Origin of the sequence: Nocardioides psychrotolerans (genome assembly GCF_900113685.1) — a bacterium.
GTDB lineage: Bacteria > Actinomycetota > Actinomycetes > Propionibacteriales > Nocardioidaceae > Nocardioides > Nocardioides psychrotolerans.
The window spans coordinates 1-25,236 of the sequence record NZ_FOQG01000016.1 but is presented as its reverse complement, the minus strand read 5'-3'; the positions used below and the strand labels follow the sequence as shown (position 1 = coordinate 25,236).

At 71.4% G+C, this 25,236-nt stretch carries 24 protein-coding genes; 18 read left to right on the top strand and 6 right to left on the bottom strand.

Going from position 1 to position 25,236, the window contains the following annotated elements; translation table 11 throughout:
* The gene (locus BM204_RS17235) at positions 1-1,089 is read left to right on the top strand and encodes an NAD-dependent epimerase/dehydratase family protein (RefSeq protein ID WP_091115932.1); all 1,089 of its coding nucleotides are present in this window, start codon (positions 1-3) and stop codon (positions 1,087-1,089) included.
* Entirely contained in the window at positions 1,082-2,317 is a 1,236-nt protein-coding gene (locus BM204_RS17230) for a 1-acyl-sn-glycerol-3-phosphate acyltransferase (protein ID WP_091115929.1), read from the top strand. Before BM204_RS17235 ends, BM204_RS17230 begins: the two co-directional genes overlap by 8 nt.
* 115 nt (positions 2,318-2,432) lie before the next feature.
* On the opposite strand, the gene BM204_RS17225 is transcribed toward BM204_RS17230, so the two are convergent.
* The 3 genes from BM204_RS17225 to BM204_RS17215 form a co-directional block, all read right to left on the bottom strand.
* The gene (locus BM204_RS17225; RefSeq protein ID WP_143099820.1) at positions 2,433-3,596 is read right to left on the bottom strand and encodes a DUF5667 domain-containing protein; all 1,164 of its coding nucleotides are present in this window, start codon (positions 3,594-3,596) and stop codon (positions 2,433-2,435) included.
* A gap of 163 nt (positions 3,597-3,759) precedes the next feature.
* On the bottom strand, positions 3,760-4,518 hold the full coding sequence (locus BM204_RS17220; protein ID WP_246166331.1) for a sigma-70 family RNA polymerase sigma factor: 759 nt from the start codon (positions 4,516-4,518) through the stop codon (positions 3,760-3,762).
* A 234-nt stretch (positions 4,519-4,752) separates the two neighbouring features.
* A complete protein-coding gene (locus tag BM204_RS17215) occupies positions 4,753-5,634 on the bottom strand; it encodes an HAD family hydrolase (RefSeq protein WP_091115921.1) in 882 nt (293 codons plus the stop codon).
* A gap of 129 nt (positions 5,635-5,763) precedes the next feature.
* Here BM204_RS17215 and BM204_RS17210 point away from each other — a divergent pair, with 129 nt between their 5' ends.
* The 10 genes from BM204_RS17210 to ppk2 all read left to right on the top strand — a co-directional run bounded on the left by BM204_RS17210 (position 5,764) and on the right by ppk2 (position 16,249).
* The gene (locus tag BM204_RS17210) at positions 5,764-7,392 is read left to right on the top strand and encodes a class I adenylate-forming enzyme family protein (protein WP_091115919.1); all 1,629 of its coding nucleotides are present in this window, start codon (positions 5,764-5,766) and stop codon (positions 7,390-7,392) included.
* Entirely contained in the window at positions 7,389-7,649 is a 261-nt protein-coding gene (locus BM204_RS17205) for a glutaredoxin family protein (RefSeq protein ID WP_091115916.1), read from the top strand. The genes BM204_RS17210 and BM204_RS17205 overlap by 4 nt, the downstream gene beginning before the upstream one ends.
* A 406-nt stretch (positions 7,650-8,055) precedes the next feature.
* Positions 8,056-8,715, top strand: a complete 660-nt coding sequence (locus BM204_RS17200; protein ID WP_091115914.1) for a redox-sensing transcriptional repressor Rex — start codon at positions 8,056-8,058, stop codon at positions 8,713-8,715.
* Positions 8,712-10,004, top strand: coding sequence for a glutamyl-tRNA reductase (locus tag BM204_RS17195; RefSeq protein ID WP_091115912.1), 1,293 nt, complete (start codon positions 8,712-8,714; stop codon positions 10,002-10,004). The genes BM204_RS17200 and BM204_RS17195 overlap by 4 nt, the downstream gene beginning before the upstream one ends.
* Positions 10,001-10,957, top strand: a complete 957-nt coding sequence (hemC, locus tag BM204_RS17190; protein ID WP_091115909.1) for a hydroxymethylbilane synthase — start codon at positions 10,001-10,003, stop codon at positions 10,955-10,957. The genes BM204_RS17195 and hemC overlap by 4 nt, the downstream gene beginning before the upstream one ends.
* Positions 10,954-12,669, top strand: coding sequence for a bifunctional uroporphyrinogen-III C-methyltransferase/uroporphyrinogen-III synthase (locus BM204_RS17185; RefSeq protein WP_091115908.1), 1,716 nt, complete (start codon positions 10,954-10,956; stop codon positions 12,667-12,669). Before hemC ends, BM204_RS17185 begins: the two co-directional genes overlap by 4 nt.
* Positions 12,666-13,679: a porphobilinogen synthase gene (gene hemB, locus BM204_RS17180; protein WP_218031263.1), complete on the top strand. Its 1,014-nt coding sequence runs from the start codon at positions 12,666-12,668 to the stop codon at positions 13,677-13,679. Before BM204_RS17185 ends, hemB begins: the two co-directional genes overlap by 4 nt.
* A 180-nt stretch (positions 13,680-13,859) precedes the next feature.
* Positions 13,860-14,639 carry a crotonase/enoyl-CoA hydratase family protein gene (locus BM204_RS17175; protein WP_091115902.1) on the top strand — a complete coding sequence of 260 codons (780 nt, stop codon included), beginning with the start codon at positions 13,860-13,862 and terminating at the stop codon, positions 14,637-14,639.
* Between the two features lie 186 nt (positions 14,640-14,825).
* Positions 14,826-15,269, top strand: coding sequence for a pyridoxamine 5'-phosphate oxidase family protein (locus tag BM204_RS17170; protein ID WP_091115899.1), 444 nt, complete (start codon positions 14,826-14,828; stop codon positions 15,267-15,269).
* Positions 15,266-16,249: a polyphosphate kinase 2 gene (gene ppk2 / locus BM204_RS17165; protein ID WP_218031262.1), complete on the top strand. Its 984-nt coding sequence runs from the start codon at positions 15,266-15,268 to the stop codon at positions 16,247-16,249. The genes BM204_RS17170 and ppk2 overlap by 4 nt, the downstream gene beginning before the upstream one ends.
* A gap of 45 nt (positions 16,250-16,294) precedes the next feature.
* Here the strand turns inward: ppk2 and BM204_RS17160 are convergent, their stop codons facing one another.
* Genes BM204_RS17160 through BM204_RS17150 form a run of 3 tightly spaced genes read right to left on the bottom strand, consistent with a single transcriptional unit; the run spans position 16,295 to position 19,214 of the window.
* On the bottom strand, positions 16,295-16,603 hold the full coding sequence (locus tag BM204_RS17160; protein WP_091115896.1) for a metal-sensitive transcriptional regulator: 309 nt from the start codon (positions 16,601-16,603) through the stop codon (positions 16,295-16,297).
* A 56-nt stretch (positions 16,604-16,659) separates the two neighbouring features.
* Positions 16,660-17,766 carry an alpha/beta hydrolase gene (locus BM204_RS17155; protein WP_091115894.1) on the bottom strand — a complete coding sequence of 369 codons (1,107 nt, stop codon included), beginning with the start codon at positions 17,764-17,766 and terminating at the stop codon, positions 16,660-16,662.
* 29 nt (positions 17,767-17,795) lie between these two features.
* Positions 17,796-19,214: a sensor histidine kinase gene (locus BM204_RS17150; protein WP_170259202.1), complete on the bottom strand. Its 1,419-nt coding sequence runs from the start codon at positions 19,212-19,214 to the stop codon at positions 17,796-17,798.
* A gap of 353 nt (positions 19,215-19,567) precedes the next feature.
* Between BM204_RS17150 and BM204_RS17145 the strand changes: the two genes are divergently transcribed.
* The 6 genes from BM204_RS17145 to BM204_RS17115 all read left to right on the top strand — a co-directional run.
* Entirely contained in the window at positions 19,568-20,332 is a 765-nt protein-coding gene (locus tag BM204_RS17145; RefSeq protein ID WP_091115889.1) for a (Fe-S)-binding protein, read from the top strand.
* Positions 20,329-21,825 (top strand): lactate utilization protein B, encoded by a 1,497-nt coding sequence (locus BM204_RS17140; protein WP_091115887.1) that lies wholly within the window; start codon positions 20,329-20,331, stop codon positions 21,823-21,825. The genes BM204_RS17145 and BM204_RS17140 overlap by 4 nt, the downstream gene beginning before the upstream one ends.
* Positions 21,822-22,409: a LutC/YkgG family protein gene (locus BM204_RS17135; RefSeq protein ID WP_091115885.1), complete on the top strand. Its 588-nt coding sequence runs from the start codon at positions 21,822-21,824 to the stop codon at positions 22,407-22,409. The genes BM204_RS17140 and BM204_RS17135 overlap by 4 nt, the downstream gene beginning before the upstream one ends.
* Positions 22,410-22,892: 483 nt before the next feature.
* Positions 22,893-23,852, top strand: a complete 960-nt coding sequence (locus tag BM204_RS22320) for a sunset domain-containing protein (protein WP_143099819.1) — start codon at positions 22,893-22,895, stop codon at positions 23,850-23,852.
* Positions 23,853-24,375: 523 nt separating this feature from the next.
* A complete protein-coding gene (locus BM204_RS23675) occupies positions 24,376-24,774 on the top strand; it encodes a transposase (RefSeq protein ID WP_174813050.1) in 399 nt (132 codons plus the stop codon).
* A partial coding sequence (locus tag BM204_RS17115; RefSeq protein ID WP_501037384.1) for a transposase family protein occupies positions 24,771-25,236 on the top strand: 466 nt, incomplete at its 3' end. The genes BM204_RS23675 and BM204_RS17115, both read left to right, overlap by 4 nt.

The following is a 25,236-nucleotide window of genomic DNA, read 5'->3' as shown; positions in this document are numbered from 1 at the left end:
ATGGCCGGCGTCGGCAAGGTCGTGCTCGTGACCGGGGTCTCGCGAGACCTCGGACGTAAGTTCGCGCGCGCCGTTGCCCTCGAGCCCGGGGTCTCCCGGGTGATCGGCGTGGACGTCGTCCCCCCTCGCGGGGACATAGGCGACGTCTCCTTCGTGCGCGCCGACATCCGCAACCCCGTCATCGCGAAGGTCATCGCGAAGGAGGACGTCGACACCGTCGTCCACATGAGCGTCATCTCGACCCCCGGCAGCGCCGGGGGTCGCAACACGATGAAAGAGCTCAACGTCATCGGGACGATGCAGCTGCTCGCGGCATGCCAGAAGGCGCCCGGTCTGCGGCACCTGATCGTGAAGTCGACGACGACGGTCTACGGCGCCAGCAACCGCGACCCCGCGATGTTCACCGAGGACATGGAGCCGCGCCGCGCTCCGCGTGCCGGCTACGCCAAGGACGTCGCCGAGATCGAGGGCTACGTCCGTGGGTTCGCCCGCCGGCGTCCCGACGTCCGCGTCACGCTGCTGCGCGCCGCCAACGTCATCGGACCTCAGGTGCTGAGCCCGATCACGTCCTACTTCCGGCTCCCGGTGCTGCCCACGGTGCTCGGCTACGACGCCCGCCTGCAGTTCCTGCACCAGCACGACCTGCTCGGCGTGCTGCGCCACAGCGTGAGCGCCGACGTGCACGGCACCTTCAACATCGCCGGTGACGGGATCCTGATGCTCTCGCAGGCTGCGCGCCGACTCCAGCGGCCGAGCGTCCCGATGCCTGGCTTCGCGGTCGGCAACGTCGGCTCGTTCCTCCGCTCGGCGCGGGTGGCCGACTTCTCGCCCGAGCAGCTCTCCTTCCTCACCTACGGCCGCGGCGTCGACACGACCCGGATGCGCGAGGTCCTCGGCTTCGAGCCCCGGTTCACCACCGCGGAGGCCTTCGCCGACTTCGGCAAGACCCTGCCCACGACGGGCGGTCGCTCCGAGCGGGTGCTCGCCGGGATCGCCCGTCAGCTGCCCGAGCCCGGCTACCCGCGGGCCCGGGCCCAGGGGGCGCCCGGCCTCGTCGAGATCGGTCCAGGAGGACTACGCCGTGGGTGACGCCGAGATCATCCCCATCGGGACCCGCGGCCGACCTGGCCGCGGCACCGGCAAGCAGCCGAGCAGCGCCGCGCGCAGCCTGGCGCCCCGCGGCAAGCCCAAGCCGGCCGCCAAGAAGCCAAGCCCCGCCAGGGACCGCGCCACGACCGAGACGCCCGCCGTCGTCGCCGACCCGGTGCTCGACCCGTCCCGCGAGCCGGTCATCGCGACCGACCCCGCGGCGCTGCCCGGCGAGACGCCGATCATCGAGAGCGCACCGGTCATCGAGCAGCCCGCGGCCTCCACCTCGCCGCTGGTCTCGCCGGCGACCACCACGAGCCGCAACCCCCTCGGTGGCATCCCCAGCAAGGACTGGCTGGCAGCTTTCCAGCACGCCGCCCGCGAGGTCTTCGGCGAGCAGTGGGAGCCCCAGCTGGCCCGCTTCCTGGCCTTCCTGCGCCGCCGCGTCACCGGCGACTACGTCGTCGACGAGTACGGCTTCGACCAGGAGGTCACCCAGCGGTTCTTCATGGCCGCGCTGCGACCGATCGCGGAGAAGTGGTTCCGCATCGAGGTCCGTGGCATCGACAACATCCCCACCGACGGCGGGGCGCTGGTCGTCTCCAACCACTCCGGCACGATCCCGATCGACGGCCTCATGACGATGGTCTCGATCCACGACCACACCGGCCGCTTCCTGAGGCCCCTGGGGGCCGACCTGGTCTTCTCGATGCCGATCGTCAGCAGCCTGGCCCGCAAGGGCGGCGCCACCCTGGCCTGCAGCGAGGACGCCGAGCGGATGCTGCGCGGCGGCGAGCTCGTCGGCGTGTGGCCCGAGGGCTTCAAGGGCATCGGCAAGCCCTACGCCGAGCGCTACAAGCTCCAGCGTTTCGGCCGCGGCGGCTTCGTGTCGGCCGCGCTCCGCACCGGCGTCCCCATCGTCCCGCTCGCCGTCGTCGGCGCCGAGGAGATATACCCGCTGGTCGGCAACATTCCCGGCCTCGCGCGCATCCTCGGGGTGCCCTACATCCCGATCACGCCGTTCTTCCCGCTGCTGGGCCCGCTCGGGCTGGTCCCGCTGCCGTCGAAGTGGCTGCTGGAGTTCGGTGAGCCGATCCGCACCGACGACTACGACGGCACGGCCGGCGACGACCCGATGCTGGTCTTCAACGTGACCGACCAGGTCCGCGAGACGATCCAGCAGACGCTCTACTCGCTGCTGATGCAGCGCCAGTCGGTCTTCCGCTGATCCGGATCCCGGCCATCAGCGCCCGATAGCGGTGACTCGTGGCGGTGACAGTGGCCGGCGACAGAACCGGTGACCTGGCCCGGACGGGCAGGTCACCGAGCGTGGGCGCCGAGCCTCAGTCGAGCTCGCCGAGGACGCCACCGACGGTGTCGTCGAGGACCTCGCCGAGGTCGGGCTGGTCGGCCGGCATCGCGGGCGCCGGGGCGGAACCGCCACCGGTCAGGCCGTCGGTCAGGTCGGTGATCGGGTCGTCGTCGTCGTCGTTGCCGGCCGGAGCCTCGCCCGGCGCGGGCGTGCCGGGCTGTGCGATGACGGGCGGCCTGGTCGGCGCGACGGGCGTCGGCTCGTCGGAGGGCTGAGCGGTGCCGCGGTTGCCGCCCCCGCCCGGCTTGCCGCCCTGGCCCGGGCCGGTGGCGCTGGTCGGCTCGGCGGGCGGGTTGTCGGTGACGTTGCCGAGGAGGTCGGTGGCGTTGTTGAACACGAAGTCGGGGATCTCGGTCAGAGCCTTGACCACGCAGGTGGGGCACAGCGCGATGGCCTGCTGGTCGATCTGGGTGAGGACTTGGGCGGCCTGGACGAGGGCGCTGCGGGCACCGTCCGGCACGAGGCCCTCGAGCTGCTGGAGGACGGTCATGCTGTCGGCCGCGAAGTTGCGCAGCTCCGAGATCGACGCCTCCTGGCCGGTGGACTCGTAGGAGGCCAGCATCAGGTCGGACGCCTCGGTCGCCTGCGACGTGAAGGCCTGGAGCGTCTCGGCGATCACCAGCGTGGCGCTGTCGCGCTTCTCACGGCTGAGCTTGTCGACCTCCTCGAGGCGGCCGGAGGCGTTGGCGAGCAGTGTCGAGCCCTTGTCGCCCTCGTCGACCTGGACGCCTGCCTGAGCGTTCTCCAGGGCCCGCTTGAGCGGATAGAGGGTGTCGCCGGGCAGCGCGGTCTGGGCGGCCAAGGCCATCGAGGTGGTGGCGCCGACGATCGCGAAACCGCCCATGGCGACAGCGATGCGGCGCTCACGCGGCGTACGACGGGGGGCGACGGTCAGGCGCGCCTTCAGCTCGGCGTCGGGCGAGGGGGCGAGGGCGGTCTCGGCGGCGATCATCAACCGCTCGCGCAGGTCGGCCACGAAGGTCGGGCGGGCCTGGACGGGGGTGACGTGCCGCAGCGCCTCGACGAGCTCGAGGACGTTGACGTAGCGCGCATCGGTCAGCTCGCGGGTCGAGGCGTTCTCGACCAGGGAGTTGAACTCCTCGGCGCGTCGTCGCGCCGTGAATGCGGGTGTCATCGGGTCCATCCTGTGGTCGTTCCGGTTGCGGGTCGTGCCAGCGAGGTAAAAGGTGCTGACATCGGGCTCAACGACGGGTCAACTACGGAAGTTACGGCGGCGGCCTGATGCAAATACGTGGGCAGCGACACTGCCCCAGCGGGAACAAAACCGACCACCGTCATCACCCCCTGATCCCGTCAGGCATCAGCTTGGCGAGGTTGCGGACCCCGCGCAGCTGGAGCTGCTTGACGGCGCCGTCGCTGCGACCCAGGACGGCGGCGGTCTCGGCGATGCTCATGCCCTGGAGGAATCGCATGACCAGGCAGTCGCGCTGCTCGTCGGGGAGCTCGGTGAGTGCCTTGAGGAGGATCTCGTTGGTGAGCCCGGCGAGCACCGTCATCTCCGGGCCCTCGGTGGTGTCGTCGTGGGCCCCCATGTCCTCGGTGGTCATCTCCAGGCGCGTGCGGCCGGCCTTGAAGTGGTCGGTCGCCAGGTTGCGGGCGATGGTCATGAGCCAGGCGCCGAAGTCCTTGCCCTGCCACCGGAAGTTGGTCATGCTCCGCAATGCTCGGAAGAAGGTCTCCGAGGTGAGGTCCTCGGCCAACGTCGAGGAGCGGGTGCGGTAGAAGAGGAAGCGGTAGACCGAGGACTGGTAGTGGTCGTAGAGGAGGCCGAACGCGTCGGCGTCGCCCTTGCGGGCCAGCTCGACGAGCGCGATCAAGCGGGTGCGCTCGGCCTCGTTCTCCTCCGAGGAGGTCGCCAGGTCGGCGTCGCCGTAGGTGCCGCCTCCCGGACTGCCCGCGCCACCGCTGAGGGGGTGGTGGCTGTCGTCGGCCAGTGCCTCGGTGCTCAGGATCTGCGTGCCTCCCGCGAGCAGTGGCTGCTCGACCAGGATCAGGCGCGCGACCCAGTCGCGCAGGGCATCCAGCCCGCGCTCCATGTCACGACCGTCTGACGGCATGCTGATGAGAGACCCTCCCGCTGAGGCTAACCCCCCGGCGCCCTGTCCTGCGATGGTAGGCCAGTTAGCTACTGACGGGAAACAAATCTGCGATTCTCCGGTCCAGACCAGCGGCCCGAGCGGCGCTCTGAGGCGCACCTGTGTCCGTCGGGCCCTTGGGTCGCGCCCGCATGGGTCCGGATGGGCCCGTTCGGGCGGTCGAGCTCTGCGGCCTCAGCGTCGCTTGCGGAACGCCACACCGGCGGCGACGGTGCCGGAGGCCGCGCCAGCGAGGGCCCCCACGACCAGCCCGGCCCGGGCGGCCTTGCGACCGGTCCGGTAGTCACGGATCCGCCACCCCTCGGCGCGGGCGTGGGCGCGCAGCCGGGGGTCGGGGTTGATCGCCACCGGGTCGCCCACCAGCGAGAGCATCGGCAGGTCGTTGGCGGAGTCGGAGTAGGCAGAGCAGGTGGCGAGGTCGAGCCCCTCGCGGTCGGCAAGGGCCTGCACGGCGACGGCCTTGGCCGGTCCGTGGAGCATGTCGCCGACCAGTCGGCCGGTGTAGACGCCGTCGATGTGCTCGGAGACGGTGCCCATGGCGCCGGTGAGCCCGAGGCGCCGGGCGATGATCGTGGCGATCTCGATCGGGGCTGCGGTCACGAGCCACACCCGCTGCCCCTGGTCGAGGTGCATCTGGGCCAGCGCCCGGGTGCCGGGCCAGATCCGGTGGGCCATCGCCTCGTCGAAGATCTCCTCGCCCAGCTCCTCGAGCTCGGCGACGGTGTGGCCGGCGATGAAGCTGAGCGCGGAGTTGCGGGCCTCGGCGACGTGCTCGGGGTCCTCGACCCCCACGATGCGGAAGTAGGCCTGCTTCCAGGCAGCGCCCAGGATGTCGCGCGTGGTGAAGAAGTCGCGGCGGTGCAGCCCGCGGGCCAGGTGGAAGATGCTGGCGCCCTGCATGACGGTGTTGTCGACGTCGAAGAACGCCGCCGACGTGAGGTCCGCCGGGGTGAGCAGGGCGCTCTCGACCTCGGCCGCCGCGGCCGCTGCCTCCCCGGCCAGGGTCGAGCGTTGCTGGAGGTTCAGTGGCTTGTGGTGCTTGTCCGGCGGCGGCACCGGCTCAGGGTAGCCCGCGACGTCGCGGGCGTCGTACGGCGTGCCTCGGCTTCCTGGGTGTCCCTGGGTGTCCTCGGTGATGTCCGCGGTCCGGCAGAGGCGGCGGCCCGGGTGTGGAAGTATCGCCACATGTCAGGCCAGAACCCGTCCCCGGTCGCCCGGGACGTCGCCGAGCTCGTGGCGAGCGCCGCCGCTGAGAGCCCCGATCGCCTCGCGGTCGTGGAGGCCGGTGGACGTAGCGTCACGTGGGCCCAGCTCGACGACGAGGTGGGGCGGGTCGCGACCGGGCTCGGCGCCGCCGGCATCGTCGCGGGGCTGCGCGTGATGCTCGTCGTCGGCAACCGGATCGAGTTCGTCACGACCTACCTCGGCACGCTGCGCGCCCAGGCCGTCGCCGTGCCGGTCAACCCGACGGCGACCCCGGGCGAGCTCGCCCGGATGATCGCCGACTCCGGCTCCCGGATGGTCGTGGCCGACGGCAGCAGCGTGACCCGGGTGCGCGAGGCCGTCGGGCTGCTGGACCGTGCCCGGACTGGCGACCTGGAGGGCGCCGACGACTTCGACCCCGAGGTCCTGGCGCGCCTGACCCTGCCGCGGGTGGTCGTCATCGGCTCGACCCTGCTCCCCGGCGAGCGCTCCTACGACCACCTGCGGGCCGACAGTGCGCGCCGGATCCCCCCGCTTCAGGACCCCGAGAAGCTCGCGGCCCTCCTCTACACCAGTGGTACGTCGGGCCGCCCGCGCGCCGCGATGCTCACCCACCGCGCGCTGATCGCCAACATCGAGCAGGCCGCTGCCGTCGACCCGCCGATGATGCACGGGGACGACGTGGTGCTCGGGGTGCTGCCGATGTTCCACGTCTACGGACTCAACGCGGTGCTCGGCGGCGTGCTGCTGCACCGAGCCAAGCTGGTGCTCGCCGAGCGCTTCGACCCGCAGGGCACGCTCGACCTGATCGACGACGAGGCGTGCAGCGTGGTGCCGATCGCCCCGCCGGTCTTCGCCTACTGGCGCTCCGTCGAAGGACTCGAGGAGCGGCTCGGCCCGGTCCGCCTGGTGCTCTCCGGCTCGGCGCCGCTGGCCCCGGAGGTCATCGAGGAGTTCACCGCGCGCACCGGCATCGCCGTGCACCAGGGCTACGGGCTGACCGAAGCCTCCCCGGTCGTCACCAGCACGCTGCGCTCCGAGCGGCTCCAGACCGGCTCGGTCGGGGCCGCGCTCGAGGGCATCGAGATCCGCCTCGTCGACGAGGCCGGCGAGATCCCGGTCGGCGACGACCCCGGGGAGATCCAGATCCGCGGCGCCAACCTGTTCAGCGGCTACTGGCCCGACGGTGCTGACGGGCCCGACGACGACGGCTGGTGGTCCACCGGGGACGTCGGCTTCCTCGACTCCTCGGGCGACCTCTTCCTCGTCGACCGGCTCAAGGAGCTGATCATCGTGTCGGGCTTCAACGTCTACCCCGTGGAGGTCGAGGAGGTCATCGCCGAGGTCCCCGAGGTGCGCGAGGTCGCTGTCATCGGCGTCGCCGACCCCATCACCGGTGAGGCCGTGGTCGCCTACGTCGTGGCGCCCGGAGCCGAACCGGCGACCGTCGGGTCCGCCGTACGCGACCACTGCGCGGAGCGTCTCGCCCGCTTCAAGCAGCCCAGTCGGATCGAGATCGTCGAGAGGCTGCCGCTGACCGGCACCGGCAAGGTGCAGAAGGGTCGGCTGCGGGGCCTCGAGCGCCGCCGGGCCCTGGGCATCCTCGGATGAGCGCCCGCTCGGAGCCCGCCGACGCCCGGGTCACGCTCTACAGCCGGCCCGGCTGCCACCTCTGCGACGACGCGCGCGTCGTGGTCGACGCGGTGTGCGCCGAGCTGGGGGAGTCCTACGCCGAGGTGTCCATCGACGACGACCCCGAGCTCACCCGCCGTTTCGGCGAGGAGATCCCGGTGACGTTCGTCGACGGACGCCAGCACGACTTCTGGCGCGTGGACGCCGCCCGGTTGCGCGCCGCGCTGCAGCGCTGACCGTCCCGGTGCCCGACCCGCTGCGGGGGTGGTGCGCGGGTGCTGGACACGCCGCTTCATCAAGGTATGCCGCCCGAGCGGCACTCCCCACGCTGGAGCGGCGACTGCACCACGAGGTCGATCGCGGCTCCCACTTCCCACGGCGACACGCCACCCATCACGGGGTGCCCGCCGTCGGAAGTGGCGTGTCGTCTGCATACCCTGATGGAGCGGCCACCGCCCGACCCGCCACCGCCGGCAGGGACCCGCTGCGGGTGTCACATCTCACATGTGATAGCCCGCCCCGCCTGAGCGGCACCGGCTCGTTTTGTTCTCGCGTTCACAAACTCTTACAGTGATCTGGCCGCACCCCCGGAGGGCCCCGGACGGGGCTCCCTGACCGTGGCGTGCGACTGGAAAGAAGACAGTGACCGCACGGACAACGAGTGAGACTGCCCGGGACATCCCCGAGGCGACGGTCGCCCGCCTGCCCGTCTACCTGCGGGCCCTGACGACCCTGGTCGAGGCCGGCACGCAGACGTGCTCGAGCGAGGACCTCGCCGCTGCTGCCGGCGTCAACAGCGCCAAGCTCCGCAAGGACCTGTCCTACCTCGGCAGCTATGGCACCCGCGGTGTCGGCTACGACGTCGACTACCTGCGCTACCAGATCGCCCGCGAGATCGGCGTCACCCAGGACTGGCCGGTCGTCATCGTCGGCATCGGCAACCTCGGCCACGCCCTCGCCAACTACTCCGGCTTCCGCAGCCGCGGCTTCCGGGTCGTCGCGCTGCTCGACGCCGACCCCGAGCGTCACGACGAGGTCGTCGCGGGCGTCGACGTACGCGCCTTCGACGACCTCGAGCAGATCGTCGCCGACCAGGGCGTCGCGATCGGGGTCATCGCCACCCCGGCCCTGGCCGCGCAGGCCGTCGCCGACCGGATGGTCGCCTGTGGCATCACCAGCATCCTCAACTTCGCCCCCGCGGTCCTCTCGGTCCCGGACGGCGTGGACGTGCGCAAGGTGGACCTGTCCATCGAGCTGCAGATCCTCGCCTACCACGAGCAGCGGAAGGCCCAGAGCGCATGAGCGTCCTCGTCGTCGGCATCTCCCACAACTCTGCCCCCGTGTCCCTGCTCGAGCGGGTCGCGCTCGACGCCGACGGTGTCAGCAAGCTGATCCACGACGCGGCCGGCAGTGAGCACGTCACCGAGGCGACGGTCATCTCGACCTGCAACCGGGTCGAGATCTACACCGAGGTCGACCGCTTCCACGGAAGCGTCGAGGAGCTCTCGCGGCTGCTCGTCGAGCACGCGGGCGAGTCGACCGAGTCGATGTTGCCGCACCTCTACGTGCACTATGACGACGGTGCCGTGTCCCACCTCTTCCAGGTCGCGGCCGGGCTCGACTCGATGGCCGTCGGCGAGGCCCAGATCCTGGGCCAGACCCGCGAGGCGCTGCGGCTCGGCCAGGAGCTCGGCACCGTCGGCTCGGCCCTCAACCTCCTCTTCCAGCAGGCCCTGCGCGTCGGCAAGCGCTCGCGCGCCGAGACCGACATCGACCGCGTGGCCCCTTCCCTCGTCTCCGCCGCGCTCGAGCGCTCCGAGGCTGCCGTCGGGCCGGTCGCCGGCAAGCGGGTGCTGGTCGTCGGCGCCGGTGCCATGGCCGGTCTGGCCACTGCCACGGTGTCCCGTCTCGAGCCGGCCGAGGTGACCGTGGTCAACCGCACGGTCGGTCGCGTGGAGCGCCTCGTGAGCGACTACGGCGTCCGCGCCGGCGGCATGGGCGACCTCGCCGTCGAGCTCGCCCGGGCCGACGTCCTCATCACCTGCACCGGCGCCAGCGGTGTCCTGGTCACGCGCGACATGCTCCTCACCGCCCGCCCCGACGCGCGCCCGCTGTCGATCATCGACCTGGCGCTGCCGCACGACGTCGAGCCCACCGTCGGCGACCTCCCGGGCGTCACGCTGATCGGCCTGGCCGATCTCGCCGAGGCGCTCCAGGAATCCGACGCCGGCCGTGAGGTCTCCGACGTCCGGGGCATCGTCACGCAGGAGGTCACCGCCTTCCTCACCGCGCGTCGCCAGGCCCAGGTCACCCCCACCGTGGTGGCATTGCGCTCGATGGCGACCTCGGTCGTCGACGCCGAGATGAGCCGCCTGGTCGGTCGGCTGCCGCACCTCGACGAGTCGGCCCGCCTGGAGATCCTCCACACCGTGCGCCGCGTGGCCGACAAGCTGCTCCACGAGCCGACCGTGCGCGTCAGGGAGCTTTCCAACGAGCAGGGCGCGGTGTCCTACGCCGCTGCGCTGGCCGAGCTCTTCGCGCTCGACCCCGAGGCCGTCGTGGCCGTGACGCGTCCGGAGGGTCTTGCATGAGCGCGCCCCTCCGCGTCGGCACCCGCGCCTCGCTGCTCGCGACCACCCAGGCCGGCCACGTCGTCGAGATGATCCGCACCACGCTCGGTCGCGAGGCCGTGCTGGTCGAGGTCTCCACCGAGGGCGACCGCACCCAGGCCGCGGGCACACCGCTCGAGACCATCGGCGGCACCGGCGTCTTCGTCAGCGCCCTGCGCGACGCGCTGCTCGCGGGCGAGGTCGACGTCGCCGTCCACTCGCTCAAGGACCTCCCGACCTATCCCGCCGACGGCATCACGCTCGCCGCGGTGCCGCTGCGCGAGGACCCGCGCGACGTCGTCGTGGCCCGCGACGGCCTCACGCTCGGCGAGCTGCCGGTCGGCAGCCGGGTCGGCACGGGCTCCCCGCGTCGGGTCGCGCAGCTGCACGCGCTCGGCCTCGGTTTGGACGTGGTCGGCGTTCGTGGCAACGTCGACTCCAGAATCAGCAAGGTCCGCTCCGGGGAGTACGACGCCGTCGTGCTCGCCAGGGCGGGACTCTCCCGGATCGGCCGTCTCGACGAGGCCACCGAGGTGCTCGACCCGCTCCAGATGCTCCCTGCCCCCGGGCAGGGCGCGCTGGGCATCGAGTGCCGCTCGGAGGGTGGTCTGGCCGAAGAGTTGGCGCGTCTCGATGACGCGCACACCCGCTCGGCCGTGAATGCCGAGAGGGCCGTGCTGGCCACCCTGGAGGGTGGTTGCTCGGCACCGATCGGAGCCCTGGCCGAGGTCGCGGAGGGTGACGAGGGAGACGAGATCTGGGTGCGGGCCATCGCGCTCTCGCTCGACGGGGGCCTGTCGGTTCGGATGTCCGCATCCGGCGCCCCCGCTGACGCCACCAGCGTCGGCAACCGCCTGGCGGGCGAGATGCTCGCCGACGGGGCAGGACAACTGAATCAACCGGCAGACCCATCAGCAGAGGTGCAGAACGCATGACGCGAGGCAAGACCACAGGCACGACCCAGGGCAGCACCCAGGGCACGACCAAGGCCGCCACACGTGGCTGGGTGTCGTTCGTGGGCAGTGGCCCCGGCGACCCCGACCTGCTGACCGTGCGAGCCGTCGAGCTGGTCAAGCAGGCCGAGGTGATCGTCACCGAGTCGCCCGAGCACGCCGGCCTGGTCCGCACGCTGCTCGGCCTGCCCGAGCCGGTCGAGGCCGAGGAGACCGCTGACGGCGAGAGTGTCGCCGCCTGCGAGGTCACCGGCCCCGAGCTGGTCGACGGTGGCTTCGGCGAGGACGGCCAGCCGCTGACTCACGCCGCACGTGCCAAGGTCGTCGTCAAGCACGCCAAGAAGGGGCTGCGCGTCGTACGCCTGCTCTCCGGCGACCCGTTCCTCTACGCCTCCGGGCCCGAGGAGGCCCAGGCCGTGGCCAAGGCCGGCATCGGGTTCGAGGTCGTCCCGGGGGTCTCCTCCGTCGGCGCGGTCCCGGCCTACGCCGGCATCCCGCTGACCACCAAGGACCACCGCGAGATGTCGGTGATCACCTGTGGCGACAAGGTCGACTGGTCGGCCTACGCCGACGACCGCACCCTGGTGCTGCTCTCTGCGGTGGGCCAGATCGGCGACATCGCCAAGGCGCTGATGCTGGCCGGTCGCTCGCCGGAGACCCCGGTCGCCATGACCCGCGTCGGCACCACCACCGAGCAGTCCACGGTCACCTCGACGCTCGAGCACATCGCCACCGACGCCCGCGCCGCCCGCATGGCGCCGCCCGCGATCGTCGTGGTCGGCAAGGTCGTCAACCTGCGCGACACGCTGTCGTGGTTCGAGAGCAAGCCGCTCTTCGGCTGGCGCGTGCTGGTGCCCCGCACCAAGGACCAGGCCGGTGCCCTCTCCTCGCGCCTGCGTGGCTACGGCGCGGTGCCCGAGGAGGTCCCGACGATCTCGGTCGAGCCGCCTCGCAACCCGCTGCAGATGGACAAGGCCGTGCGCGGCCTCGTCGAGGGCCGTTACGAGTGGATCGCCTTCACCTCCGTCAACGCGGTCAAGGCCGTGCGCGAGAAGTTCGAGGAGTACGGTCTCGACGCCCGGGCCTTCTCGGGCCTCAAGATCGCCGCCGTCGGCGACAAGACCGCCCAGGCCATCGCCGCCTGGGGCCTGCGTGCCGACCTGCTGCCCTCGGGCGAGCAGTCGGCGGCCGGCCTCCTGGCCGACTGGCCCGAGTACGACGACCTCCTCGACCCGATCAACCGGGTCTTCCTCCCGCGAGCCGACATCGCCACCGAGAACCTCGTGGCGGGCCTGGTCGACCTCGGCTGGGAGTGCGACGACGTCACCGCCTACCGCACCGTGCGGGCCACCCCGCCGCCGGCGCCGACGCGCGACGCGATCAAGACCGGCAAGTTCGACGCGGTCGTGTTCACCTCGTCCTCGACCGTGCGCAACCTGGTCGGCATCGCCGGCAAGCCGCACCCCTCGACGATCATCGCCGTCATCGGCCCCGCGACCGCCAAGACGGCCGAGGAGCACGGGCTGCGGGTCGACGTGCTCTCGCCCCAGCCCGACATCGACGTCCTCACCGACGCGCTGGCCGACTTCGGCGCGGCGCGCCGCGTGGCGATGATCGAGGCCGGTGAGCCCGTCACCAAGCCGTCGGCGCGCAAGCCGTCCGGTCGTCGTACGAAGGCCACCTCGTCGCGATGACACCCAGCTCCGGAGAGGCGCGCGGCGATGAGGTGACGGGCCCGGTCGTCCGCCCGCGCCGGCTGCGCACCACTCCGGCGCTGCGTCGCATGGTCGCCGAGACCTCGCTCGAGGCGCGTCAGCTCGTGCTGCCGCTCTTCGTCCGGGAGGGACTCGAGGAGCCGCGGCCGATCTCCTCGATGCCCGGTGTGGTCCAGCACTCGCGCTCCTCGCTCCGTGCTGCTGTGGCTGAGGCCGCCGAGCTGGGGCTCGGGGGCGTCATGCTCTTCGGCATCCCCGAGGCCAAGGACGCCGAGGGCTCGGGCGCCCTCGACCCCGACGGCATCCTCAACGTCGCGATCGGCGACGCGGTCGCGGAGGTCGGCGATGCGGTGACGGTCATGAGCGACCTGTGCCTCGACGAGTTCACCGACCACGGCCACTGCGGCGTCCTCACCCCCGACGGCCGGGTCGACAACGACGCCACCCTGGCGGTCTACGCCGAGATGGCGCGCGTGCAGGCCGCCGCCGGCGTCCACATGGTCGGACCGAGCGGCATGATGGACGGCCAGGTCGCGGTGATCCGGGCCGCGCTCGACACCTCCGGCTACCAGGACGTCTCGATCCTGGCCTACTCCGCGAAATACGCCTCCGCCTTCTACGGTCCCTTCCGCGAGGCCGTCGACTCCTCGCTCCAGGGCGACCGACGCACCTACCAGCAGGACTCCGCCAACGCCGTCGAGGGCGTGCGCGAGGCACTGCTCGACATCGACCAGGGCGCCGACATCGTCATGGTGAAGCCCGCCCTGGCCTACCTCGACGTGCTGCGCCGGGTCCGCGACGCCGTCTCGGTGCCGGTCGCGGCCTACAACATCTCCGGCGAGTACTCCATGGTCGAGGCCGCCGCCGCCCGCGGCTGGATCGACCGTGAGGCCGCCATCCTCGAGACCCTCGGCTCGATCCGTCGTGCCGGCGCCGACGTGATCCTGACCTACTGGGCTGCCGAAGCTGCGCGGTTGTTGCGGGGTTGAGGTCGGCTCGTGCATGAGTACCCGGATGTCCGGGGACCTTGTTGCTTGTCAGGGGTTGCAACACCCCTCAAGTGCGCGACTCGCCCACCCAGTACGACGAGCCGAGCGGCCGAGGGAACCTCACGGCGGGCGCGTCCTAGGGTGGGCGGCACCCCACCCTGCTGCACGAGAGGCGCCACCATGTCCGATGTCCCCGATGTCCCCGAGGTGCTGGTCGAGGCACGTGACGGCGTGCAGGTCATCACGATCAACCGCCCCGAGGCGCGCAACGCGCTCAACGGCGTGGTCGCCCGCGGCATCGCAGCGGCCATCGACGAGCTCGAAGCGAGTGACGACCTGCGCGTGGCGGTGCTGACGGGCGCGGGCGGCACGTTCTGCTCGGGGATGGACCTCAAGGGGTTCCTCACCGGCGACGTCCCGATCGTCGAGGGCCGCGGCTTCGGCGGGCTCACCGAGCGGCCGCCGAGCAAGCCCCTGATCGCCGCGGTCGAGGGCTACGCCGTGGCCGGCGGCTTCGAGCTCACCCTCGCGTGCGACCTGGTCGTCGCCGCGGAGGACGCGATGTTCGGGGTGCCCGAGGTCAAGCGGGGCCTGGTCGCGGCTGCCGGGGCGGCACTGCTGCTGCCGCAGCGGATCCCGCAGGCCATCGCCCTGGAGATGCTGATGACCGGTGCCTCGATCGATGCCGCCCGCGCGGCCGAGCTGGGCCTGGTCAACCGCGTGACCGCGAAGGGTGGCGCGCTCGAAGGCGCGCTCGAGCTGGCACACCAGGTCGCGGCCAACGGGCCGATGGCCGTGGCGGTCAGCAAGCAGATCGCCCGCTCCGCGCGTGACTGGTCGACCGAGGAGGGCTGGGCCAGGCAGGCCGAGCTGACCATGGGGGTCTTCGGCTCCGAGGACGCCCAGGAGGGAGCCACCGCGTTCGCCGAGAAGCGGCCCCCGGTCTGGAAGGGTCGCTGAGGCGTCGTACGGACGACTGGCCCGGCCGCCAGCTCACCCTCCCCCCGCCCCTCGCCGGCCGCCGGCCGCCAACTCGAGCCGAAGGACCAGCAGCCCGGGACCAACGGCCCTGCCGGGCCCGCGCCGGCCGACCTAGCGTGGAGGTCCGGGTGGCGCTCCGGTCGCCCGCACGTCGAGGAGGCCGCCATGTCCTACGCAGAGTCCCCGGTCCGCGAGCTCGGCCCCGAGGAGTGTTGGGCGCTGCTCCGAGGCGACGAGCTGGGCCGCCTCGCCTACCACCTGGTCGACGAGGTGCACGTCGTCCCCATCAACTACGTCGTCGACGACGGAGAGCTGCTCTTCCGCACCGTGGCCGGCAACAAGCTGCTCGCCGCGGCGCTGGGCTCCGAGGTCGCCTTCGAGATCGACTGGCACGACCACGACCACGCCTGGTCGGTCCTCGCCCGGGGTCGGCTGCGGGTGCTCGACGAGGTCGAGGAGCACCGGCTCGACGGGCTGCCCCTGCGGCCGTGGGTGGCCACGTACAAGTACGACGTCGTCGGGTTGAGGCCCACGGTCGTCACGGGACGCGCGTTCGAACTCGACCGTGGTGCGGGTGGGACCGGGGTCGTGGCCGAGGTCGGCGTGTGACCACCCGGCGTAGGCCCGGAGCCGTCTCGGACCTCCCTGCCACCGTCGGGCGCCCTGGCCATGCCGAGGAGCTCGACGAGATCGCGGAGCTGTCCCAGTCGCTGCTCCGCGAGGGCCACGAGTACGACGACGTCCCCGGCCCGGGCGGGCAGCCGCCATGGCGCGAGGGCTACCCCTACGGACGGAAGCTCTCTCGGGCGCACTACGAGAAGACCAAGCGGCTGCTCCAGATCGAGCTGCTCAAGCTCCAGGCGCACGTCAAGGAGACCGACCAGAAGGTCGCGATCCTCTTCGAGGGTCGCGACGCTGCCGGCAAGGGTGGCTCGATCAAGCGCTTCATGGAGCACCTCAACCCTCGTGGCGCACGTGTCGTGGCGCTCAGCGTGCCGACCGAGCGGGAGCGCACGCAGTGGTACTTCCAGCGCTACGTCGAGCACCTGCCCAGCGGTGGGGAGATCGTCCTCTTCGACCGGTCCTGGTACAACCGGGCCGGCGTGGAGCGGGTGATGGGCTACTGCAGCCCGCAGCAGTACCTCGGCTTCATGCGCGAGGCTCCGGAGTTCGAGCGGATGCTGGTCCATGCCGACATCCACCTCATCAAGCTGTGGTTCTCGGTGTCCCACGACGAGCAGGCCGCCCGCTTCGCGGCCCGCTCGCTGGACCCGGTGAAGCAGTGGAAGCTCTCGCCGACCGACCTCGCCAGCCGCGACAAGTGGGCCGACTACACCGCGGCCAAGGAGGCGATGTTCTTCTACACCGACACCGGGGACGCGCCCTGGACGGTGGTGAAGTCCAACGACAAGCGCCGCGCGAGGCTCGAGGCGATGCGGGTCGTCCTGGCCGCCTTCGACTACCCGTCCAAGGACTTCGCGGTCGTCGGCACCCCCGACCCGCTGGTCGTCGGGCCGGCCTCCCGCGTCCACGAGAGGGGCGAGGACCCCCAGCGGCTCTTCCCCCAGCTCCGCGGCCCCGCAAGCTAGCCGGGCGGGGACAGGCCAGGACGGGCCAGGACGGGCTAGGACCGGCTAGGACCGGACGAGCCGCGCGATCGCGTCGGCGGCTTCCTTGAGCTTCTCCTCGCCCTCCGGGCCGCCGGTCTTGGCAGCCTCGACGACGCAGTGCGCCAGGTGCTCGTCGAGCAGGCCGAGCGCGACCGACTGGAGCGCCTTGGTCATCGCGGAGATCTGCGTGAGGATGTCGATGCAGTACTGCTCCTCCTCGACCATCCGCTGCAGCCCCCGGGCCTGGCCCTCGATGCGTCGCAGCCGCTTGAGGTAGGCGTCGCGGTGCTGGTGGTGCACGTAGCCGGGCTCGATCTCGTCGGAGGCGCTCACCCCAGGAGGCTATACCCCCCACCCGTACGCCGGGACGACGTGCGGCGGGTGCCGGGTCAGAGCCCGTGCAGCCAGCGGAGCACGGCTGCGCGGGTCTTCGGGGCGGACCGCTCCAGGGGGAGGGCGCTGCCGGCTCCGGCGATGATCCGGGTCGTGACCTTCGTGCTGGAGCGGAACGACGCGGCGGTGTCCTGCGTGGCCTCCCGGCGGATGCGCGCGTCCTTGCTGCCCGCCATGAGCAGCACCGGCGCCTCGACCTGGCCCGCGGTCAGCACGGACGACAGCAGAGTGGAAGGCAGGCTGGTGACGTCACCGCAGGGGGTGCTGTTGCGCTGGGAGAGGGCGTTGCGGCGCACGGCGGCCGGGGCGCTGGCGAAGAGCAACCGCTGGAAGGCGGCCTTGCTGGCGCCGTACGACGCGTAGCCGGGGCCGGTCAGGCAGGCCGAGGTCTGCTGGCGGGCCTGGTCGACGGCGAGCTGGGAGGCGTTGGAGCCGGCCCAGGACATCAGGACCAGCCCGTCGACGTCGTCGTGGCGTGCGGCCTCGAGCTGGGCGATGGCGCCTCCGGTGCCGTGACCGTGCACGACGACCGACGAGGCGTGGGGCGGGCTGAAGCCGCCCTGGGTAAAGTCGTAGATGCCGGCGTAGAGGTGCTGGACGACCTGGTGGAGCATGTTGGCCTGCGCGTCGAGGCAGGTGCTGCGGCCGTTCGCGAGGGGGCTGCTGTCGTAGCCCAGGCGGTCGAGGACCAGCGAGAGCTCGCCCTCGCGTCCCAGCTGGGTGGCGTAGTCGTAGGCCGGGTGCTGTCGCAGGTTCCAGAACCAGCCGCCGGTGCCGGCGTCGTGGACCAGCACGTTCATCCGGGTGCTGCCGGCGTAGCCGAGGACCTTCTGGCGCGGGCCGACGAGCCGGGCGCGCACCGGGTAGACCTGGTTGTCGGCCGGGCAGGACAGCAGGCTGTTGCCGGTGTTGGTCAGGTCGAAGGCGACGGTGCGCGAGATGACCTGGTGCCGACGGCCGTCCGCGGCGGGTGCGGTGGCGGTGGCGGTGGCGGGTGCGGTGGCGGTCGGGACGGCCGCGGACGCGCCGTTGGTCGGCACGGCGAGGGAGCCGAGGCCCAGGGCGACGACGAGGGCGAGCAGGGCGCGAGCACGGAACGACATGCTGTTGAATATACGTCAATAGGTGGGTATCAAACAGACTCCCGGTATGTGATCCCGGCTACGCGAGCGTCGCCGCTGCCGTTCGTACGCCGCTCGAGGGGGACCGTCACCGTGAAGGTGCTGCCCGTCCCCGGGGTCGACTGCACGTCGATCGTGCCGCCCATGGCCGTCACCAGCTGCCGGCAGATCGCCAGCCCGAGCCCGGTGCCGCCGAAGCGCCGGGTGATCGAGGAGTCGGCCTGCTGGAAGGAGTCGAAGAGGCCGTCGTGCTGATCCGCGGTGAACCCGATGCCGGAGTCGGCGACCGTGAAACGCAGGATCGTCGGTCGGGGGCCCGGGACCTGGCTGACCCGCACGCGCACCCAGCCGGCATCGGTGAACTTCACCGCGTTGCCCACCAGGTTGCTCAGCACCTGGCCGAGTCGGGCAGCGTCCCCGGACAGCCCGAGGGGGAGTTCGGGGTCCAGGGTGACGTCGAGCGTCAGTCCCTTGGCCTCCGCGGTGGGGGCGTGGTGGGCCACCGACTCCGCGACCAGCGCGGCCAGGTCGAGGTCGACGTCCTCCAGCTCGATGGCCCCGGCCTCGATCCGGGAGAAGTCCAGGACCTCCTCGACCAGCCGCAGCAGGGACCGGCCCTGGCGGTCCATGATGTCGGTGAGATGACGCTGGCCCGGGTCCAGGTCGTCGGCCGCGAGCACCTCGACGGCCGCGAGCACGCTCGTGAGCGGGGTGCGGATCTCGTGGCTCATGGTGGCGAGGAAGAGGGACTTGGCGTTGCTCGCCTCCTCCGCCGCGCGACGGGCCTCGTCCAGCGCGGTCTGCATCAGGTTCTGCTCGGTGACGTCCTCGGCGATGCCGTAGACGCCGACGACCTGCTCGCCGACGATGATCGGCAGTCCGGTGATGCGCAGGTCGACCGTGGTGCCGTTCTTGAGGTGGAAGCCCACCTCGAACCGCTGCGGCTCGCGCGCGACGAGGAGCGAGAACGTGAGGAGCATCGTCTCCAGCTCGTCGGGGAGCAACAGGTCAGGGAACGACGTCCCCACCAGCTCCGCGGCGCGGTAGCCGCTGATCTGCTCTGCCGCGGCATTCACGCTCGTGAAGCGCCCCTCGAGATCGAGGGAGAAGACGGCGCTCGGGTGGTAGTCGAAGAGCGAGCGGTAGCGCTCCGTCGTCTCGCGGAGAGCGCGGTCGATGCGGGCGCCGCGATCGAGCTCCCGACCGAGCAGGCGGCTGCGGCGCCAGGCGATGATGGCGAAGCCGACCATCCCCACGACCCCGGTGAAGACGAGCTCGTCGACGTTGTCGCCCTCGTTCCGCAGCAGCCACCTGCCCCGTACCTCGGCCAGGTTGGTCGCCACCGAGACGACGAACGTGGCGGCCATCGCCAGCAGCACGAGGCCGACCTCCCACAGGTGCGGGCGCTGGGAGGGGGCGGTGGTGGTCACGTGCCTCCTCGTCCTGGGGCGTCGGTGGCGTCGCTGCCGCCGGCCGCCTGCTGCCTGCTGCCTGCTGGCACCAGTGTGACCCCAGACCCGGGGGGCGCGTGAGCGAATCGAGCAAGCCCTGGGTGGGGCGGCTGTCGTGCGCCTGGCGGGCGCGTGAGCACCGACGGGTCGGGGACTTCGCCGCTGACCGCCAACCCACCCGGGCAGTTCAGGGCCTACGTCGAGCGGCTCACGCTCAGCGCGGCTCCCGAGGCCGCCAGCTGCCGGCATTCCGCCGGCCCGGACTCGCTCTGGCCGGTTGCACGCGGCGGCCGGGCGTTGGGCCCCACCGGAGGCGGGTCATCATGGGAAGCATGCGCGTCGCCCTGATGGTCACCTGCGTCAACGACGCGATGTTCCCCGAGACGGGGAAGGCGGTCGTGACGCTGCTGCGCCGGCTCGGGGTGGACGTGGAGTTCCCCGCGGCGCAGACGTGCTGTGCGCAGCCGATGGTCAACACCGGCTACCTCGACGAGGCGGTCCCGGTGGTGCGCACCTTCGTCGACGCGTTCGCTGGCTTCGACGCCATCGTGACGCCGAGCGGGTCGTGCGCGGGATCGGCCCGTCACCAGCACGGGATCGTGGCGCGGCGCACTGGTGACGCGGGTCTGGCCGCGGCCGTCGCGGAGACGTCGCCGAAGGTCTTCGAGCTCACCGAGTTCCTCGTCGACGTGCTGGGCGTGGTCGACGTGGGTGCCTACTTCCCGCACCGTGTGACCTACCACCCGACGTGTCACTCGCTGCGGATGCTGGGGGTGGGGGACCGGCCCCGGCGTCTGCTCGAGGCGGTGCGTGGGATCCGGTTGGCCGAGCTGCCCTCGGCCGAGGAGTGCTGCGGCTTCGGCGGTACCTTCGCCCTGAAGAACGCCGACACCTCGATCGCGATGGGCGCCGACAAGGCGCGCCACGTGCGCTCCACCGGGGCCGAGGTGATGGTGGCCGGTGACAACTCGTGCCTGATGCACGTCGGCGGCATCCTGTCGCGCCAACGCTCCGGTGTGCGGGTCATGCACCTCGCCGAGATCCTCGCCTCGACCGAGGATGCCCCCTTGGGCGCGGTCGTCGGTGGTGGGCGATGACCGGCACCTTCGTCGGGATGCCGGCCTTCCCGGTCGCCGCCCGGGAAGCGTTGGGTGACACCCAGCTGCGCCACAACCTGGCCCATGCCACCGGGGTCATCCGGGCCAAGCGCGCCGCCGTGGTCGGCGAGGTCGACAACTGGGAGGACCTGCGCCTAGCCGGTGCGGCGGTCAAGGAGCGTGCTCTGACCGACCTCGCGACCCACCTGGAGGAGCTCGAGCGCATGCTCGTCGCCCACGGGGCCACCGTGCACTGGGCGCGCGACGCTGCCGAGGCCAACGCGATCGTCGTCGGCATCGCGCAGGGCCACGGCGTCGACGAGGTCGTCAAGGTCAAGTCGATGGTGACCCAGGAGATCGACCTCAACGGCGCGCTGGCCGCGGCCGGCATCGCCGCGTGGGAGACCGACCTGGCCGAGCTCATCGTGCAGCTCGGGGGCGACCTGCCCAGCCACATCCTGGTGCCCGCGATCCACCGCAACCGCGCCGAGGTGCGCGAGATCTTCCTGCGCGAGATGGGCGGCGCCGGGCGACCGGCGCCCGCGGACCTCACCGACGAGCCGGCGATGCTGGCCGCTGCCGCGCGGGCGCACCTGCGTGAGAAGTTCCTGCGGGCCAAGGTGGGTGTCTCGGGGGCCAACTTCGCGGTCTCCGAGACCGGCACGCTCGTGGTCGTGGAGTCCGAGGGCAACGGCCGGATGTGCCTGACCCTGCCCGAGGTGCTGGTCAGCGTCGTGGGCATCGAGAAGGTCGTGCCCACCTGGGCCGAGCTCGACCCGCTGCTGCGGCTGCTCCCGCGATCCTCGACCGGGGAGCGGATGAATCCCTACACGTCCACGTGGTCCGGCGTCACGCCCGGCGACGGCCCGCAGGAGGTGCACGTCGTACTCCTGGACAACGGGCGGACCCGTGCGCTCGCCGACTCGGTCGGTCGCCAGGCCCTTCGCTGCATCCGCTGCTCGGCGTGCCTCAACGTGTGCCCGGTCTACGAGCGCACGGGCGGTCACGCCTACGGCTCGGTCTATCCCGGCCCGATCGGCGCGATCCTCAACCCGCTGATGCAGGGCACCGGCGACAAGCAGGTCGACTCGCTGCCCTACGCGTCCTCGTTGTGCGGGGCGTGCTTCGAGGTGTGCCCCGTGCGCATCGACATCCCCGAGGTGCTGGTGCACCTGCGCTCGAAGGTCGTCGACGCGCACCGCTCCGACACCGTGCCGAGCGCCGAGGCGGTCGCGATGAAGGGGGTCGCCTGGACCTTCTCCGATGCCCGTCGGCTGGCTCGCGCCGAGCGCGCGTCCGGGGTCGCGGGGCGGGTCATGAAGCGGATGTTCGGCGTCACGCTGCCCGGTGGTCGGGCCGCGTCCGGCAAGCTGCCCGGCCCCGATGGGGGCTGGACCAGCGCCCGGGACCTGCCCGCCCCGCCGGCCGAGTCGTTCCGTGCGTGGTGGCAACGGGTCGGTCGTCTGGGCAGGCAGGGCGGTGGCGAGTCATGAGCGCCCGCGACGACATCCTGGCCGCGGTGCGCGCGGCGCTGGCTGACGCGACCCCCGAGCCGAGCCCCGTCGTCTCCCCGGTTGGCGTCGTCCCCAACGACCTGGTCGGGCTCTTCGCCGAGCGCGTCGCCGACTACCGCGCAGTGGTAGAGCGCTGCTCCGTCGCGGACCTGCCGGCCCGTGTCGCCGCAGCCCTCCCGCCCGGCGCACGGGTCGTCGTACCTTCTGGGCTGGGGCTCGACGTCCCCGGTCAGGTCGTCGACACCGGCCTGAGCTCCGCCGAGCTCGACGCCCTCGATGCCGTCGTCACCCGCGCCGCGCTCGGCATCGCCGAGACCGGCACCATCGTCCTGGACCACGGCCCCGACCAGGGGCGCCGCGCGATCTCGCTCGTGCCCGACGTGCACGTCTGCATCGTGACCGAGGACCAGGTGGTCGCCGACGTGCCCGACGCGATGGGTCGTCTCGACCCGTCGCGGGCCCTGACGTGGATCAGCGGCCCCTCGGCCACCAGCGACATCGAGCTCGACCGCGTCGAGGGCGTCCACGGTCCCCGCACGCTGCAGGTCCTCGTCGTGCGCTGAGCGGCACGCCGGTCAGGACTCACCGCCACCCGGGGAGGTACGGCGACGTCGCGGCCACCCTCCCGGGTCAGCCGGTCACCCATCCGCACCTGCTCGGCACGGGCATCTGCGGCCCTGGGGGCAGCGCTCGCCGCCGCTGTGGGCGGCTCCCCGGGGGGCATGAGCGAAGAATCCTCTCGATGTGGTCTACAGCAAGTTCCCCTGCCTGAGGAGCCTGCAGCCGAGAGGGCATAATCTCCCGAGGATCAGGTGTTGACCACACGGGGGTTGGCCCGACGGTTCTCCCGGTCCCCGGGCCCCTGGGGTATGGAAAGAACTATCCTGACCTGCGGTTATCGGGGTGCCACCAGCGCAAGGGTTGCTCTCGGTCGGGACGCGACCCACTCCCACTTGGAACGCGCGGACGCGGATCTGGAACGGCCGTACTTGAGACCCTTTCCGGATTAGGAGCGCTTGAGGTGAGTTCTTGGGACCCTTGGCCTCGTGACCCAAGTTTTCGTCACCCGCACCGGCGCCAAGTACCACGCCAGCTACGAGTGCCCCGGCATCCTTGACGCCGAGGCTCAACACGGCCGCTCGATCGAGCGATGGCCAACCCCGCTGCAGAACCTGCACCAAGAGCCCTGCGCCATCTGCTGGCCTACAACTGGATCCTGGGACGCGTGGACGCAGCTGGAGCATCGGGTGGAACAGGCCGGCGGCGCGGAGTTCGAGAGAGTCTTCGTCAGGCAGGTGCTGAGGCATGTGCGCGACCTGCGGCCGTTCGATGTTTCGGTACAGCGAGATGCGACGGGCATCAGTGGCAAGCGCTACCGCCTAGATTTCGCCATTCAAGGCGAAGGCAACCTGCGGGTGGCAGTCGAGATTGATGGGAAAAACAAAGCACCCGGCGAACGCTCCCCGGACGAGGTGCGACGCGCCCTTGAGACGCGACGAACCGATCTCTTCGCGGCGGGATGGCGAGTTGTGAACTTCGGCAATGAGCGCGTCGCGAATCGATCTGCTGAGTGTGTCGTCGAGCTCGAGAGCGAGCTGCGAGAGGCGCTGCGCCCCCTTCCGCGTGACTCGCATCCGGAACCTGCCCGAGCGCCCTCAGCGCCAGGTGCAACGTTGCCGACGGTCCCTGAATCTACAGCTGCGCCGGCGACGGCCGCGCGCGGACGGTGGCGCCTCGTGTGGGTGGCTGTGGTCGGCGCCGCCGTTCTGATCGTCGCCGTCGGACTTTGGGCCGTCTTCAAGACAGATCGTGGGCAGGAACCACAGAACCCCAGCGGCTCAGAATGCCCCTCGTCGGCGCCTGTGAAGGGGAATCTGAGCGGAGGTGGCGACAAGATCTTTCACGAACCCGGCTGGACCTACTACGACAAGACGACACCCGAGGAGTGCTTTGCTTCCGTGGAGGACGCCGAGGCGGCCGGGTACCGCCCGTCGGCTATCCAGTAGCGAGGCGAGGAGACACCGGGACACCTCTCTAGCCGTTCCCAGTCTCCGCTTCGTCAGCGCAGCGTGATTCGTCAGCCGTCTCCCAGGAAGCGGCCGCGCAACAATCGACTGGTCGGCCACCGCGGTTCTCGAGACGCTCGTGGCTTCTGTCGCCGGCGCTCACGGAGCGCCATCCCTTTCGTTGACCTCTGCGACGTACTTGGCGGGCGATCCCGCCTACGATCGCGTGGATAGCAAGCGAGCGAGGGAGTCCCATGGAGACGAACGTCCGGACCCCGCTGGATGTGTTCAACCTGCCTCAGCATCTGGTGGTACCACTCTTTCAGCGCCCCTATGTGTGGGACGAGACCGAGCAGTGGCTGCCGTTGTGGCAGGACGTCCGTCGATTGGCTGAGCCCTGTGCGTCAGAGTTGAGTGAGACACCTCCGCTGAGTTCGTTCCCTTGCACGGGGTGAGAAGCGAGACGAGCACGATGACGATGACGACGGCCGATGTGGCTGGCAGCAGTAGCGATGATGGGGTCATGGGACCCAGGGCTAATCGACCGAAACGGCGTAGCTTCTCCGCGGAGTACAAGGCGCAGATTCTCGCCGAGTACGAGGCAGCTGATCGTGGTGTGCGCGGGAGCATCCTGCGTCGCGAAGGCCTGTACTCCTCGCACATCATCGAGTGGCGCAGGGCCGCCCAGGCGGGTGCCGCCGCCGGGCTCGCCCCGGCGACCCGGGACCGGCGTGAGCGTGAACGCGACCGGGAGGTCGCCCAGCTGCGGGCGCGCGCGGAGAAGGCCGAGGCTGAGCTCGCCAAGCACAAGGCGGCGCTGGACCTGATGGGAAAAGCACACGCGCTCTTGGAGACGCTCTCCGAGAGCGCGGACCTGGCCGGCCCGGTGGCCAAGGTGGACGAGAGGCGGTCGAAGCGGTGATCGTGCCGCTGGTCGCCGAGCTCGCCGCGTTGATGAGCATCGCGACAGCGTGTGCGTTGCTGGGTCGCTCGCGGGCCAGTCACTACCGCGCCGAGGCCGAAGCTCTGCGGCGTGCGGGGTTGCCGTTCGGGCCCGAACCCGCACCCGTGCGTGGACCGCGGCCGACGCCGCCGAACGCGCTCACCGACGCTGAACGCCAGCGGGTCCTGGAGGTGTTGACCGAGCCGCGGTTCGCTGACAAGGCCGTCGCACAGGCCTGGGCGGTCCTGCTCGACGAGGGGATCTACCTGTGCTCGATGTCCACCATGCGCAGGGTTCTGCGCGCCAACCACCTCGCCGGCGAACGACGCCGCCAGGCGACGCACCCACCCCGGAAGAAGCCCGAACTCCTCGCCACGAAACCAGGGCAGGTTTGGTCGTGGGACATCACGAAACTGAGGTCGCCGGTGCGTGGGGTCTACT